Source organism: Paenibacillus sp. ACRRX, assembly GCF_022346885.1.
Classification (GTDB): Bacteria; Bacillota; Bacilli; order Paenibacillales; family Paenibacillaceae; genus Paenibacillus_B.
In genome coordinates this window covers 304,008-318,937 of sequence record NZ_JAKRNK010000001.1, presented here as the reverse complement: position 1 = coordinate 318,937, position 14,930 = coordinate 304,008, and the positions used below count along the sequence as shown (strand labels likewise).

The 14,930-nt window shown below is 45.1% G+C and carries 16 protein-coding genes and 1 other RNA gene; 6 read left to right on the top strand and 11 right to left on the bottom strand.

The genetic code is table 11. The features are described 5' to 3' along the window. Positions 1–16: 16 nt before the first annotated feature. The 3 genes from MH117_RS01395 to MH117_RS01385 form a co-directional block, all read right to left on the bottom strand. On the bottom strand, positions 17–1,885 hold the full coding sequence (locus MH117_RS01395) for a CHASE2 domain-containing protein (RefSeq protein ID WP_239326641.1): 1,869 nt from the start codon (positions 1,883–1,885) through the stop codon (positions 17–19). A gap of 232 nt (positions 1,886–2,117) precedes the next feature. Beyond that, positions 2,118–2,351, bottom strand: a complete 234-nt coding sequence (locus MH117_RS01390) for a ferredoxin (protein ID WP_239326639.1) — start codon at positions 2,349–2,351, stop codon at positions 2,118–2,120. Between the two features lie 229 nt (positions 2,352–2,580). Continuing rightward, complete coding sequence (locus tag MH117_RS01385; RefSeq protein WP_239327720.1) at positions 2,581–3,822, bottom strand: DNA polymerase IV; 1,242 nt, start codon at positions 3,820–3,822, stop codon at positions 2,581–2,583. A gap of 327 nt (positions 3,823–4,149) precedes the next feature. Between MH117_RS01385 and cimA the strand changes: the two genes are divergently transcribed. Next, the gene (cimA, locus tag MH117_RS01380; protein WP_239326637.1) at positions 4,150–5,763 is read left to right on the top strand and encodes a citramalate synthase; all 1,614 of its coding nucleotides are present in this window, start codon (positions 4,150–4,152) and stop codon (positions 5,761–5,763) included. Positions 5,764–5,829: 66 nt separating this feature from the next. On the opposite strand, the gene MH117_RS01375 is transcribed toward cimA, so the two are convergent. Beyond that, entirely contained in the window at positions 5,830–6,393 is a 564-nt protein-coding gene (locus MH117_RS01375; RefSeq protein WP_239326635.1) for a TlpA family protein disulfide reductase, read from the bottom strand. Between the two features lie 231 nt (positions 6,394–6,624). Here MH117_RS01375 and MH117_RS01370 point away from each other — a divergent pair, with 231 nt between their 5' ends. After that, positions 6,625–7,020 carry a M67 family metallopeptidase gene (locus MH117_RS01370; protein ID WP_239326633.1) on the top strand — a complete coding sequence of 132 codons (396 nt, stop codon included), beginning with the start codon at positions 6,625–6,627 and terminating at the stop codon, positions 7,018–7,020. Between the two features lie 46 nt (positions 7,021–7,066). On the opposite strand, the gene MH117_RS01365 is transcribed toward MH117_RS01370, so the two are convergent. Beyond that, positions 7,067–7,897, bottom strand: coding sequence for an exonuclease domain-containing protein (locus tag MH117_RS01365; RefSeq protein ID WP_239326631.1), 831 nt, complete (start codon positions 7,895–7,897; stop codon positions 7,067–7,069). Then, a complete protein-coding gene (locus tag MH117_RS01360; protein ID WP_239326629.1) occupies positions 7,887–9,116 on the bottom strand; it encodes a DUF294 nucleotidyltransferase-like domain-containing protein in 1,230 nt (409 codons plus the stop codon). Before MH117_RS01360 ends, MH117_RS01365 begins: the two co-directional genes overlap by 11 nt. Before the next feature lie 395 nt (positions 9,117–9,511). Between MH117_RS01360 and MH117_RS01355 the strand changes: the two genes are divergently transcribed. Together MH117_RS01355 and MH117_RS01350 are read left to right on the top strand one after the other, a co-directional pair. Beyond that, a complete protein-coding gene (locus MH117_RS01355; protein WP_239327719.1) occupies positions 9,512–9,931 on the top strand; it encodes a MerR family transcriptional regulator in 420 nt (139 codons plus the stop codon). Between the two features lie 37 nt (positions 9,932–9,968). Beyond that, positions 9,969–10,649 carry a zinc metallopeptidase gene (locus tag MH117_RS01350; protein ID WP_239326627.1) on the top strand — a complete coding sequence of 227 codons (681 nt, stop codon included), beginning with the start codon at positions 9,969–9,971 and terminating at the stop codon, positions 10,647–10,649. 61 nt (positions 10,650–10,710) lie between these two features. Here the strand turns inward: MH117_RS01350 and gltC are convergent, their stop codons facing one another. Continuing rightward, the gene (gltC, locus tag MH117_RS01345) at positions 10,711–11,622 is read right to left on the bottom strand and encodes a glutamate biosynthesis transcriptional regulator GltC (RefSeq protein ID WP_239326625.1); all 912 of its coding nucleotides are present in this window, start codon (positions 11,620–11,622) and stop codon (positions 10,711–10,713) included. 83 nt (positions 11,623–11,705) lie between these two features. Further along, the gene (locus MH117_RS01340) at positions 11,706–12,308 is read right to left on the bottom strand and encodes a rhomboid family intramembrane serine protease (protein WP_239326623.1); all 603 of its coding nucleotides are present in this window, start codon (positions 12,306–12,308) and stop codon (positions 11,706–11,708) included. 146 nt (positions 12,309–12,454) lie between these two features. Between MH117_RS01340 and tpx the strand changes: the two genes are divergently transcribed. Further along, positions 12,455–12,973 (top strand): thiol peroxidase, encoded by a 519-nt coding sequence (gene tpx, locus MH117_RS01335; RefSeq protein WP_239326621.1) that lies wholly within the window; start codon positions 12,455–12,457, stop codon positions 12,971–12,973. 66 nt (positions 12,974–13,039) lie between these two features. Here tpx and MH117_RS01330 read toward each other — a convergent pair whose 3' ends face one another. The 3 genes from MH117_RS01330 to MH117_RS01320 form a co-directional block, all read right to left on the bottom strand. Continuing rightward, a complete protein-coding gene (locus tag MH117_RS01330; protein ID WP_028546341.1) occupies positions 13,040–13,432 on the bottom strand; it encodes a DUF1499 domain-containing protein in 393 nt (130 codons plus the stop codon). Positions 13,433–13,601: 169 nt separating this feature from the next. Further along, a non-coding RNA gene (gene ssrS / locus MH117_RS01325) (6S RNA) lies at positions 13,602–13,784 on the bottom strand. Between the two features lie 52 nt (positions 13,785–13,836). After that, positions 13,837–14,601, bottom strand: coding sequence for a YesL family protein (locus tag MH117_RS01320; protein ID WP_239326619.1), 765 nt, complete (start codon positions 14,599–14,601; stop codon positions 13,837–13,839). 165 nt (positions 14,602–14,766) lie between these two features. On the opposite strand from MH117_RS01320, the gene MH117_RS01315 reads away from it, so the two are divergent. After that, entirely contained in the window at positions 14,767–14,892 is a 126-nt protein-coding gene (locus tag MH117_RS01315) for a sporulation protein YjcZ (protein WP_239326617.1), read from the top strand. The last annotated feature ends 38 nt before the right edge of the window (positions 14,893–14,930 follow it).

Here is a 14,930-nt window from a genome sequence, read left to right as displayed (position 1 = left end):
GATCTTAAGCACTCATTTATATTCGCTTTTTCAGATATTCGTCTCGCTGCAGCTCAAACACCATGACAGGCTCTGACTTGCCTTTGAGCGTCATCGGGCCAATCGTCCGCAATGGATAAGAATCCGCTATGCGACTCGCTGCATTCGGGCCAATTAACAACTGCCCTGGTCCCGCCTTAGACTCCAGCCTTGCCGCAATATTTACCGTGTCCCCAATCGCAGTGTAATCCATGCGCAGTTTTTCAGACCCGACGTTCCCCACTACAGCTTCACCGCTTTCAAGTCCTACCCCAAACCGAACGATAATTCCTGACTCACGCTCTAGCTTTTCTTGCAGTTCACAAGCTTGAACAAGCAGCTCTGCAGCAGCTTCAACGGCTCGTTCTGCATGCTGCTCCATACAATTAGGCGCCCCAAATATAGCCATGACACCATCTCCAAGAAATTTATCCAGTGTACCTTCAAATCGGAATATAGTATCCGTACATAAGTGTAAATACTTATTTAAAATAGCTATCGTCTGCTCCGGAGGAAGCTGCTCCGACAGCGGCGTAAATCCCCTCATATCAATGAACATCACCGTTATGTCCATACGGTTGCCACCAGGTTTAATGGGTACTTGGGATTCTAACAGCTGTTTGACCACCTGTGGAGATACATACCGGCCAAACAAATGTGTGACATGCTTTCTTCCCCTTCGTTCCTCTTCACTTCGCTTGACTGCGGCGATCATGTATCCCAAAATCATACCTATCCAACCGTATAGAAAAGGAATATAGACCGATTTCCATTGAAAGCATACATAACCAAACACTACATAGGCGCCAATCATCAACATGATCATTCCCATCCCGCGAATTCCCCGCAGCATGTGGCCGCTTGCAAAGGCCAGCACTACAGCAAGAAGAATGACCAAGAACGCCGCAACTTTTGGGATCTCTTTATAAAAATGTCCTTCTACTAAGGACTGGATCATGTTGGCATGCACTTCAAGCCCATGCAGAGGCAAAGAGCGGCTAATCGGAGTCATGTGCATATCCCCTAAAGATCTAGAGGAAGGTCCGATGATTACGATACAATCTTTGTAATATTCAGGTTCAATATTACCGAACAGCACATCTGCAAGGGATTGTCGGTCATAACCCTCTGTTACAGTTGATTTATCGTCATAAGCGGATGAATAAAAATCAACTGTCACCTGATTCCACCCCTCTGTCGGGATATCCGCTCCTCCACGTTTCCAGCTTCGGCTGCTTTCCTCCCATTCGATCCGCTGATCGACTGGAAGCAGCTCATTAGCCAGCAACACATCAATAGAAGGAATCCAATTTCCTGACTCATCCGGGAGTCCTATAGTCAACTTGCGAATCACACCATCTTTATCCGGCATTACATTGGCGTGCCCTACCTGCTTCGGGTTAACGCGCAGCGTTGCTGCCGGTCTATCAATTCTGGTTATGTTCATTCGATTCGCATAGTCCTGGAGCGGCGGGAAATTGACTTGCAATGGAACATATACTTGCGGCCACTTGTTTATCGTGGCAGCTAACTCTTCATCATCAGATAAGTCAGCAGAGGGTTCTAGCATCAGCAGATCTAGCAATACCGATTTGGCGCCTGCATTCATTAGCTGCTCAATCAATTGAGCATATATAGACCGAGGCCATGGATATGCGCCAAGCTGTTGAATGGAATAATCATCGATTGTGATCAACTTAATACGATCATTCGGTGAGCGTTCCTGCTCTGTTTTGAGTAGGAGTACATCTCGAACAGCATTTTCACCCATTCGAAACAAGCCGCCGTGTCCCATCAAGGTCATCGACAAGCTCAACACAATCGTTATCGTGGTAACTACAACTATAGAAAACGCTTTCTTACGCATCCGCAATTCCTTTCGCTTGCTTATTTAATAAGTATAAGGACATGCTTCTCAGGAACGCATACTTTTACTTTATTCAACATTTGTAATATTCATTGTAAAATGAAAAGGTAATTTGTGCAATTTGATGATGCACATTTCGACGCTTATCCGTATAAAATGTAAAAACCCCGCCATTGGCGGGGTTTTGGTTGGTTGTTCTCTCTCTAAATGTTATCCTCGTATGAATAGCAGATTAGTTGAAAGGCGCATCAGCAATTCTGATGGAATCTGTAGGACATCCGTCAGCTGCGTCTTGCAGATCATCAAACAAATCTTCCGGAATTACTGTAATGCCTTGATTGTTATCTCCATTGAAGATAACTTCTGCCAATCCCTCATCATCATAATCATAGATGTCCGGAGCTGTAGCTCCGCAAGCGCCACATGCGATACATGTGTCTTTATCAACCCAAGTGTATTTTGCCATTGGTTAGTTCCCTCCTGTTATCAGTACAGATCTTCTTGGTTCCTCCGTAATCAATATAATACAAACAGGGGTGAAATTCAAACGATTTCCAAGTTTTATCCAACAAAAATGCTAGACTACATATAGCTTTGACACCCCTGTCACCCATAAATCAAAATGATCGTGACACCAGTCTCAAATGACAAAATTGGGGGTACTATACATGGACTATGACGTTTGATATGTTAACTTATGATTTTTTGTCTCCTTGCTCCCAATCTCTTAGAAAATCAGTTTGCAAAGACGTGCCCCGCCGCCGATGGTTGCGAAGAAGTGTAGAAGGGTCTTCTCCTACCATCCCTAACGTAATAAGCGAGCTTTCACCGAACTTATCCCTTATTTTGTCCATTGTTTCATTTAATTTATCCTTCTTTGGCTGCTGTTCATACTCAAATAAATCCAATTGCACGGCCGCTTCCTCTTTGGAAACCAAGTTTTGCCCTGTGATACCGAGCAATCGGATGGGATCGCCTTTGTTCCAGTGCTTCTCATATAGCCGCCAAGCTTCTTCCATAAATCTACCAGTATCATCTGATGGCACATCGATGGTTACCGAGCGCGTTATCGTCTTCATATCCGGATTACGTATCGTAAGCTGAATTGTATGTGCCATCAGCGCTTGCTTACGCATGCGCCTCGTCACTTGATCAGCAAGATTAAGCAGCACCCTTCGTACCTCTTCATCAGTTCCAATATCTTGCGGCAGCGTTGTCGTATGACCAATCGATTTGCTCTGTTCCCGTTCAGACTTAACCAATGAATGGTCCAGTCCATTCGCCGCCAGTCTCATTGCATCACCATATACGCCAAAAGTGTGGTGAAGCCGTTCAATGTCCGCATTGGCTAATTCTCCAATCGTACGAATCCCCATCTTGAGCAACTTATCGGCGGTCTTCCGACCGATACCAAACAATTCATGACACGGCAGCGACCATAGCAGCTTCGGAACTTCCCGGATACGCAGCACAGTGATACCATTAGGTTTCTTCATATCCGATGCCATCTTGGCAAGCAGCTTATTGGGAGCTATTCCGATCGAACAGGGAATACTTAGCTCTTCTCGAATCCGCTGCTGTAGTTCTGCGGCAATCTGATGCGGTGTTCCAAATGTCTTGGATCCGGTTATATCCATATAACACTCATCAATAGATACAGCTTCGACAAGGGGAGTATATGAATTGGCGATTTCCAGAAACGCTCGGGAATAACGGCGATATAAATGAAAGTCTGGCTGAATCAGAATAAGCTGTGGGCAAATTCGCTCTGCTTGCCTCACAGTCATACCTGTTCGAATTCCAAGACCCCGTGCTGCATAAGAACAAGTCACAATAATCCCTTTTCTCAGCTCAATACTGCCCGCAACTGCTGTTGGCTTCCCTTTATACGTATCTGGATCTTCTGCTTCATGGACAGAGCAGTAGAATGCATTCATATCCAGATGTAAAATGACACGGCCTTTGGTCGGATAATATTGACGGACATCTTGATGGTGATCTTCTCTGCCAGAACTCACTTTATTCACCGCCTTCCTTGTTCATTAATGTTTCCCTTTTTATTTTATCGGATTATACGCTTGATGTGCATCTCTTTTCCCGAAATAAACATCATCTGACCTCGTAATACGACATCGTGTGATCGCGTTAATGAAATAAACTCATTACAAAAGCAAGATCGCTCTATACAATCTTAAATCGAATGCTATAATAGGAAAATAATTGTATCCGGTTCATCCTCGCACGAACTGAAGGAGGTTTATCGCATGTCCAAATCTATCGCCATATTCGACACGACCCTTCGGGATGGTACACAGGGCGAAGGCATTAGTCTCTCCGCTGACGACAAAATTAAGATCGCACGCAAACTTGATGCCCTAGGCGTTCACTATATTGAAGGCGGGATTCCAGGCAGCAACGGCAAAGATATAGAGTTTTTTAAGCGTGTTCAATCTTATAATTGGCAGGCCAAGCTAACGGCCTTCGGCAGCACAAGACGCAAAGAGTCACGAGCAGAACAAGACACCGGCTTAAACCGGATAATCGAAGCGCAGGTCCCTGCGGCCACGCTTGTTGGAAAGTCATGGGACTTTCACGTGCACACCGCTTTGCAGACAACACTCGATGAGAATCTAGCTATGATTGCGGACTCCATCGCTTATTTGAAGCAGGCGGGCCTTGAAGTGATGCTTGATGCTGAGCATTTCTTCGACGGCTACAAACACAATCCTGAGTATGCGCTGGCTGTTCTGAAGCAGGCCGAGCAGGCAGGTGTAGACTGGGTCGTGATGTGCGATACAAATGGGGGTACATTACCGAATGAGATCTCTGACATTGTGCATGGCGTGTCACAAACCGTACAGGTAAAGCTTGGCATCCACACGCACAACGACTGTGAATTAGCCGTAGCTAATGCTTTAGCTGCCATTTCAGCAGGAGCACAGCAGGTTCAGGGCACGATCAATGGCTACGGTGAAAGATGCGGCAATGCCAATCTGTGCTCAATTATCCCTACCTTACAGTTAAAGATGGGATATGATTGCCTGCACAACAACAAGCTCCGCGATTTAACAAGCGTGGCACGCTATGTTAGTGAGATTGCAAATGTGCATATGCCTGTTAACCAGCCTTATGTTGGCAATGCTGCTTTTGCTCACAAAGGTGGCATTCATGTATCCGCCATCCTAAAGGATCCCCGTACCTACGAGCACATTCAGCCAGAGCTTGTAGGCAACACACAGCGCGTGCTTATGTCTGAGTTGGCAGGGCAGAGCAATGTCTTATCCAAGGCACAGCAGCTCGGTTATGAGCTTGATGCCACGAACCCGGATACACGCTCTATTATGGAGCGTATTAAAGACCTCGAGCATCAGGGCTATCAGTTCGAAGGTGCTGACGCCTCGTTGGAACTTCTGCTGCGGCAAGCAACTGGCGTTGAGCAGGAGGCATTTAAATTTGAATCGTTTAAGATTATTAACGAGAAGTCCCAAGACCGCTCGGTAGGCTCTGAGGCAATCGTGAAGCTTACAATTGATGACGAGACGATATATATGGCAGCTGAAGGCAACGGCCCTGTTAACGCGCTCGATAACGCGCTGCGCAAGGCGTTAGAGCGCCATTATCCATTTATTCATGAGATGCACTTAACGGACTACAAGGTACGTGTGCTGGATGAAAACGACACAACAGCAGCCAAAGTTCGTGTCTTGATTGAATCCACTGATTTCGTGAATACATGGAGTACAGTAGGGGTATCTTCCAATGTGATCGAAGCAAGCTGGGAGGCTCTTGTAGACAGTATTCGTTATGCATTAATCGACAAGGAGAGGCTGTCAACCAGCTCCGAACGCAAAGAACATCATGGCATAGTGAACCACTAATGCCTCTAATACAAACACCGCCTTCGGAGCAAACTTCCGAGGCGGTGTTATTTGTATAGTTCCTGATTATTGATCCTCAATAACTTTTTTTATTGCCTTTTCCATCTCATTGGCAGGTCTCATGCCTACAAATATTTCCCGCACAACGCCATTGCGGTCTATAAGAATGTTCGTTGGGAAAGCAATACCGTTATACTTCTTAAACACTTCACCTTTGGAGTCCGTTAATATGGGGTTAATAAGACTGAACTCATCCACAAACCCCTTTGCATCTGCTAACGAGTCATTAGTAGTCACATTCACAGAATACATGTCCAATTGCTGCTTGTATTTGGCATATAACTTCACCAAATCAGGTGCCTCAGCCTTACATGGACCACACCAGGATGCCCAGAAGTTAATAAACACTGGCTTACTGCGTTTGCCGCCAACTTCATAATTGTCATTCCCCTCTAGACTTGACAACTTAAAGCTAGGCGCCATGTATCCGACACGAGGAGACTCTTGAGTCGAAACAACTGCCGATTGAGCGGAAGCAGAATCGGTGTTCCCCGTTATTCCACTGTTGTTCACTACACCTAATACGATTAGGACAACAGTTAGAATCAATATGCCCGTACTTTTTCTCATGCCATCGATGTCCTTTCCATTTTAACAGGTTACCTATTCATTATTTTACCCGTTTTATCACAGAAATACGACTGCCCTTGGCCTCTTATTTACACTTGTATTTATAATGCTTGAGATTAACACAAGAATGACTTATCAAGCCTAAAGAGTGACAGGAGCTATTGATTGACGACTTACTTTAGGACACATATGATTAAAACATATGTGAAGGATGACTAAAGGAGGATATGTATGCGGCAGACTGACATACAAATTAGCGATCGTGCGCATCAGCAATTGCTGGAGCATGCTCTAACACATGCCCCTGAGGAGTGCTGTGGCCTCTTGCTGCGCAGCCATGCCAATGCACCATTGGTATACCATACATATGAGGAGCTTACAAATGCAGCGTCGAATCGTACGCATACGTTTCTGCTGGAGCCGAATCAGCTTATTGACCTTGTATATCGGTATCCCAAATCCATGTGGGACATCCTATTTGTACACTCACACCCCTTAACTCCTCCTACCCTGTCAGCCACTGATATCCAGGGACTTGCCTTATCCGCGCGACTCTTTAATGGGATATTTATCGTATCGCTTCAGCATGGAAGCGAGCATCCTAGCTACGCTTGTTACGAGTTATAGAACTGCGACTCAAACAAAGTGCAAAGTCACCCCACATCAGAGATCCTTAATATTGGCTGAGATACATGTACAATTCACGCAATGTTGTCACCCGCCGTGCCACTGCTTGCTCTACAAATTGTATCCATAATGCCCCCGTTGCCTGTGCATCGTACAATGCATGATGACGTCTCTCGTTCTGGATTCCAAGCAGATTAGTCAATGAATCCAAATCCAACTGCCTTTGCTGCGGATACAACCACCTGGCTACCAACATAGTGTCCAGCATCCGATACTTCCATGACTGCTTATGATAGCGCCATAATGCCGCTCTTAGAAATGCTTTATCATGACCACTCGCGTGTGCAATCAGAATTCGGCCATCAACGAAGCTGCTGAATCTCGTTAAACCTTCGCCTACCGACACCGCACTCACAGCATCAGCATTCCTAATTCCAGTCAATTCTTCGATGAGCACTGGAATAGGAATACCTGGGTTCACGACCGTATAGAATGCCCCTGCACCAGCTTCATCCGACACCCATTGTGTACCATTAATATGCCAGGCACCAAAAGAAATAATTTCATCTGCATGTGGTTCAAAACCTGTCGTCTCCAGATCAATTACTGCAATTGGCAGCTCTAATAGTGGAATATCAAGTAGTTGGGCACGCCCTTTCATGCCGACTCCTGATTTCTGCTGCTTGGCTAGGGAGCGTTCATAAGCGTATCTAGCTCCCATTGTATGCAGTTCTTGCTGCGTCGTGACGTGAAGCGACTCTACATCAGGCTTATCACTTGCCGGAGGCATAGAGGATGGCGAAGGCCCTGTAATCCTGGTACGCGCGCGCAGACGTTCAAGCCAAGCCGGACCACTTCTTCTTTCATCATTTCTCATTTGTATACCTCCGCTCCAAATGTCTAAGCCATTTCGTTATCGCATGTGAATTTTGTTTAAGTGCCATCTTTCGTGCAGGCGGCAACACAGCGGGATCTACCATGCCAGAACAATTCCACCATCCATCTGCTTGATATCCACCTGCCTGCCACCTGCTCAGCAGCACATCATCCCACCATTGATACACTTCGCTAACAGCTGCTTTAATTGATACATCATCGAGCAGATGTGCTATCGCTATTGCAGTTTGCAGGCGCTCTCTTGTTGCCATCGATCGATTCAGCCTGCCGCTTATCCACATACTACTTCTTGCCAGCTGTGCTATGGGCACATAGGCGCGGTATTTTATATCAAAAAGACCCGCATTTACACCATATCGTTCACAAATCAACTGCCCAAAGGTGTTGTGTGCACGCTTGCGATGAAGCAGGTTGCTTACGATAGCTTTGTTCAATTCATAGCCGTGTTGCTCATGGATTTGTTGAAGGTGTGCACGCCATTGCTGCTCAAGGCACGTCTCACCAAAGCACGTTCTCATATCAAGCGACATCGAAAAGTAACGCATGTTCTCCCAATTCAGATGCTGGGTCCAACATTCTATACGCTGCCGCCATTCTGATATTGAGCCACGCCATTCTGCTTCGCTTGCCAACACTTTACCCGAGCAGGGCGGAAATCCAAGACGTGCCAGCAGTTTCGTGTATACACTCCCCCACTTGTCAAAATAGATAGCAGCACCTGCTTGTTGGTCAGCAGGAACATCAGCCCATAACAGACCGTGATCCTGGTCACTCCACGGGGTCATCTCTCTGCGCCCCCCACTGCCAAATAGCACGCAAGCGTAGGCCGCAGGCGGCGAACCGCATCCATTCTGCCGCAGCAAAGTCTCGACTTGCAATGCCGCAGCCTGATAAAATGCGTCTATAATTAAAGTAACCATCTCATATCGTGCAGTAGCTGAAATTCGACTAGAATCCATCAAAGCACTCTGCTCATTCTGCGCCCCTTGGCATTCGCACAAATACTTATCAGTAGGTAAAGGAGGGCTCGAAGTATCGGAATCAGCAACAAGTGAAGAGGCCATCCATTCCGTCCTTACTTGTAACCAGAATTGAATTCGATCTTCAAATAACGTGTAAGGGTTATGCATAATCCGTTCCACCCAAGGCTTGGCTAACTGTTCTCCCTGCGACAGAGCATGATTTTGATTATCAAACATGCAGCACCGCCTTTATGTCATATTATATAACATATGTTTTCGATTATTGATGATTATTATAAGCAAAACCGGTCCATTTTGGCAATTGAAATGTATTATTAGTTTCATACAACCATAAACAATATCACTTTCTTATTTTACGTTATATTATCTGACATAAATAAAAACCATTACGTTTGACTGTATGGTTTGTTATGCAGTATCATAGAATAGAAGTAAGCATTATTACCAAGAAGTATTTACAACTTGAATTATGGTGTGTATATTGGAATCTTTCTTGTTCTATTTGAATTCGTGATCGGTATCACATCCGAAGCCATCCAGATCAGAAAGGTTACATAGCGCACTAGAGTGAATCGAGGTGAGGTAACGATGGGGATACGCAACTTTTTCGTATCGGCGAACTAGCTCGGGTCGCGTCCGTAAGTCAACGAACAATTGATTATTATACTTCAATCGGACTCATACAACCCGCTACACGCACCGATACCAATTATCGGTTATATCCTTACGAAACGATAGAGCGTCTCAATCGTATTAATCAATTAAAGCAAGAGAAGTATTCTTTAGAAGAGATCAAAGAATACTTTAGGCAGCTTAAGCAGATCGCAAGCGAATCAGATCTTGCCAAACGCCTAACTGACCTGCAGGTTCACCTACAGCAAGTAGAACGTGAGGCCAAGGAACTGAAACCAATGCTCGAACAATTAAAGCCTAAGCAGGCTAAGTCCTTATTCCAACGGATTGGCCCTCAAAGCGCAGCATGTATCGAGGTATTGGTTGCCTTGCTTGATAAGCAGCAGCATTTGCTTTAAAGACTATTTATGAATGGGACACGAAGGAGGCTTCTCAATGTTTTTTCACCCTATGGATTTTTTAATTCTCATCGCGTTTGGCCTGTCCATCTGGGCTCAATTCCGAGTAAAGGGTACATTTACACGCTGGTCTGAGGTACGCGTCATGAGTGGTATGACAGGCTACGACGCTGCACGACGAATGCTGGACTCTAACGGATTGCATGATGTACCTGTTGAACCTGTTCAAGGAACATTAACAGACCACTATGATCCGATCAAACGAGTCGTTCGTTTGTCGGAACCTGTATACTATGAAAGCTCTATCTCAGCAATATCTGTTGCTTGTCACGAAGTAGGGCACGCCATTCAGCATCAGCATTCCTATCCGATGCTCGTCCTACGTCACCGGATGTTCCCGGTCGTTAACTTTGCATCCGGAGTTGCACCATTTTTGTTAATCGCAGGTTTCTTGTTTAATGCAATGAACCTTGTTGGTGTAGGTATTATCTTTTTCTCCGCAGCCGTTGCTTTCCAGCTCGTTACACTCCCCGTGGAGTTTAATGCCAGCAACCGAGCTCGTGAGTTGATGATTTCGGAAGGCTTTATTACCAACGAAGAAGAACGAGGTGTCGCTAAAGTGTTAAATGCCGCAGCATTAACATATGTTGCTGCAGCGCTCATCTCATTACTTGAACTTATCAAGTACATTATGATCTTCACTAGCAACAGGGATTAAGTCCCTATACAGCAAGAAGCCCCCAAGCATGTATTGATCATGCTTGGGGGCTTCTTTGTTATTACTGATGTGAGGATGGTTGATTATGCACATTAAAGTATTCCAACAAAAAGCGATGAAACGTCTTTGCCACAAGCGGAAGCTTCTCATCTGCTCGACGAATAAGCCCAATTGTCCTCATGACTTGAGGCTCCGAAATCCGAACTGCAACCGGCTGCAGCTCTGTCATATGTTTTAATGCCATATCAGGCAGCAGACTGACACCCATTCCTGCCGCAACCAAACCACGAATTGTGTCCGTTTCTTCACCTTCAAAACCGATATGGGGAGTAAAACCCGCCTTGATACAAGCATCCCACACTAGCGGACGAAGTGAATAACCTTGACTGAACAGTACAAATGTATCATCTTTAAGCTGCGCTAGACGAATTTCTTCTTGCCCAGCTAGCGGATGCGTAGGAGGAAGGATTGCATACAGTTGCTCCGTTAACACAACTTCACCGTCAACCTGATCACAATCTTCCGGGAAAGGAGAGATAAACGCAAGATCAACCTCTGCTCTAACAATATCCCTAATCAATGAAGGATACATCCCTTGTTTAAAACGAAACTTCACGTTAGGATGAAGCTTGCGGAATGCCGCCACGACAGAAGGAATAAGGTGAACCCCCAGACTGTGCGGGAAGCCAATTCGAATTTCCCCTAATTCAGGGTCCATAAATTCTTGAACTTCCTGTACCGCTCGATCCAGCTCCTTCAGAATGACTTCTGCTCTTTTTAGAAAGAGCTGCCCTACTGGCGTCAGCTGGAGGTTACGACCTTTCTGCAAAAACAATTTAACGCCAAGCTCTTCTTCCAACTGATGAATTTGGCGGCTAACTGCGGATTGTGCCACATGCATCTCTTCCGCAGCCTGTGTGACATGTTCCTTTTGCGCTACTTTGACAAAGTAGTGTAACTGCCTAAGCTCCACGACAATTCAACGCTCCGTTCTGTATTATGCTCCTACTTTTGCATCCAACTGTTCGAAATGCACGCCAATCTACTAATACCACCTTACTTGCGATGAATCCACCGCATTAAGCCGTACACGACAAAACCGGCTGCAAGTCCGCCCAAGTGTGCACTCCAGCTGACATTGCTCATCAGAAACGACTGAATAATGCCTAAACCTAAAATAATATATAACGTCTTGCGTGAAGCCTCATCCAGTGCCCATCGTTGAAATAAAGCAATAAAGAAATACGCACCGTACAGACCGTAAATAGCGCCTGACGCGCCGGCAGACAGCGTCCCCCATTCAGATAACCATACGCTCACCGCACTCCCAAGAACACCACTCGCCAGATACAGCACTGCATACTTAAAGCTGCCAAGAGCCTGTTCGATCGGGGGTGCAAAAACATACAAGGCAAACATATTAAACAATAAATGGTCAAAACCGATATGAAGGAACATAGATGTGAACATACGCCATGTCTCATGCACGTACGGTTCTTCTTTCCACATCGCTCCAAATCGGAGAAGCGTCTCTCCGTCCTTCGAACCACCGCTAATCGCTAAAACAATAAACATGATTATGTTCGCCAGCAGTAAGAGCGTTGTCACAGGATACTGCTTCACATAAGTCCGCCATTTCTCATAGCGAATAAAGATCATAACGTCTTTAGCTCCTTTACGTTAACATCGTTCTCACAGGTGTGTGCAACTGATAGCACAGCAACATTGGACAATGTATGATGTCACCCCTTATAATAAAGGGGGTTTACCAAATATTAGCCCCTATCGCAAGGAGGTTTCCGTTAATGACAACAGAACGCACTGGTGTTGCCACACTTAAAGGCAACCCAATTACACTTATCGGCACACAACTACAACCAGGTGATCAAGCGCCAGACTTCCAACTTAACAAGTCGTTAGTGGACACCGTAAGTCTCAATGACTTCACTGGCAAGATCAAATTGATCAGCGTAGTGCCATCAATCGACACAGGAGTATGCGACATGCAGACTCGCCGTTTTAACGAAGAAGCAGCCAAGCTTGGCGATCATGTCGCTGTATTGACAGTCAGCGCAGACTTACCAATGGCCCAAGCACGCTGGTGCGGCTCTGCCGGAGTCGATAAGCTCGTTATGTTGTCCGATTATAAAGACAATAACTTCGGTGCTGCATACGGTGTTCTGATCAAAGAACTTCGCCTTGATATGCGCTCGATTTTCGTATTGGATGCAGACAACAAAGTAACTTATGTTGAATACTTAAGCGAAATGACAGAGCACCCGAACTATGAAGCAGCACTTGAAGCTGTTCGTGGACTTCTGTAAGGAACTACAATACAAAAGCGAGAGAAGGGTTTCGGCTCTCCTCTCGCTTGCCTTATTTCCGAATAATCAGCCCTTAATAACGTTAGCAGACATCTTCTTATCAAGAATCGCGAATAGGTCCAGCACAACGCGATAATTAGCTCCCAGATCCCCCATACCACCACGAGAAGCGGAATAAACATCTACTGCTGTCTTGGCAGGACTAACAGAAATAACAGACACTGTAATATCCATCACACGCCCCATGGCTGTACGCTTCTCCATCGTAATTTCACCTACAGATGGAACTTCATGCAGTATCTTGTACCCTTGAATCTTCTTCAGCGTAGATGTAACCTCTGCCCAAGCCTTGTCTTTCGATAATTGGTAATAATGCGTTTTCAATTTCGGGTCTTTGGCACGGTCACTGCTCGATTCAAAGCTTCGAACAATCCCTACCAGAGTTCTTTTGAGTGACAAAAGCGTGTTCCTCCTTTATTCGACTGCCGTTGCTCACTTATGTATAGTTTATCATTGAAAGCCTATAGAAGGAAAGTGCAAAACCTCACGATCACCAAAATGGTTACGTTATGTGTATTAAAAAAGCCTTCAACATGAACAATGTCCATATTGAAGGCGCTTCATGAAAAGGTAACCCGCTAATGCCGTTCGGCTTTAATGTTTCTGAACCTGCTCTAGCAGGTGGGTGTCCGCAAAGGCGCCTTTGACTACTCTAACAAGAGAGCTTGTCAGTAACGACTCAATATTGAACTCCCGGGAAACAAACATTGGTTCAAAACAACGAAAACCGTGACGCACATCGCAGGATGTTCCTTTATTATAGTGTTCTTTTCGACAAAAGTAAACCCAAAGCCAGGTCGAAATTATTTCAACTCATCTTTAATCGTGCCTTCTTCGGCCGCTTCCTCTTCATCCTTCGCATTCAGCTTTTCTTGCTGATCCTGCATCTTCTGATACGTTGTGTAGAAGTTAAAGAATGCGTAATAAGCGATAATGGAGCCCGCGAAGAAAATAAAGATAACGGGCCACTTCATGCCAAAGTACAACAGCATCCCACTTACAACAGCAGTTAGCACAACTCTTACTGGACGGAACAACGTCAGTAAGATACTGTTCTTTAATATCTGGAACGTCTTCATATGGTAATGTGAAACCATCGAGAAGAAGTTAAATAACGACACAAACAATACAATCAACAAACCTAACATCACATAGCCAACTACTTGCAGCGTTTGGAGCTGGGTCATGTAGACAGTATAGTCAATATACATAATAACAAACAACAATGTATAGAAGAAACCACCAATCATCGCTTGCTTGTAATTATCTTTGTAGGACTTAAAGAACGTTTTTACAAGCTTAGCATCCGTGTCCCCCATTACCCATTTACGTGCCACAGAGAACATTGCAGCGGTTGCAGGGAACAATGTAAACGGTGCCGCAATTCCCATCATCCAATTCATCTGCAGCGATTCATTGGCCAGATTACTCTGTAATACTAACAACTTCGTTACCATAAAAAAGAAAAACGGGGACGAACAAAGCAACCACAATATGTTCGTTACCGAGAATCGCATGATCCATTCGGATATGCGGTAAAACCCACCCATTATCCCACGATATTCCAAAACAAACTCCTCCTCCTACACATCCTGTCCCTTTAACTATAATACAAACGCGAAGTGTAAGCCAGTGCCTAATTTAACACAATTGGGTTATGGTCTAAGCCGAATAAACGTCTAGACCATATGATGTATCGTGTTAGATGAGTTTAGATTTAAGGAGGTTACAATATGAGTCAAGTCGGTTTTGGTGGCGGGTATGGCGGCGGTTGCGGTGGAGGTCTGTTTACTTCCGCAGGTTCTATCCTCGTACTTTTTATTTTACTTGTTATCATAAGCCGTTCCATTTTGTACTAAATGGATAACTTTGCGGCACTCCTCTGGGGAGTCGCAGT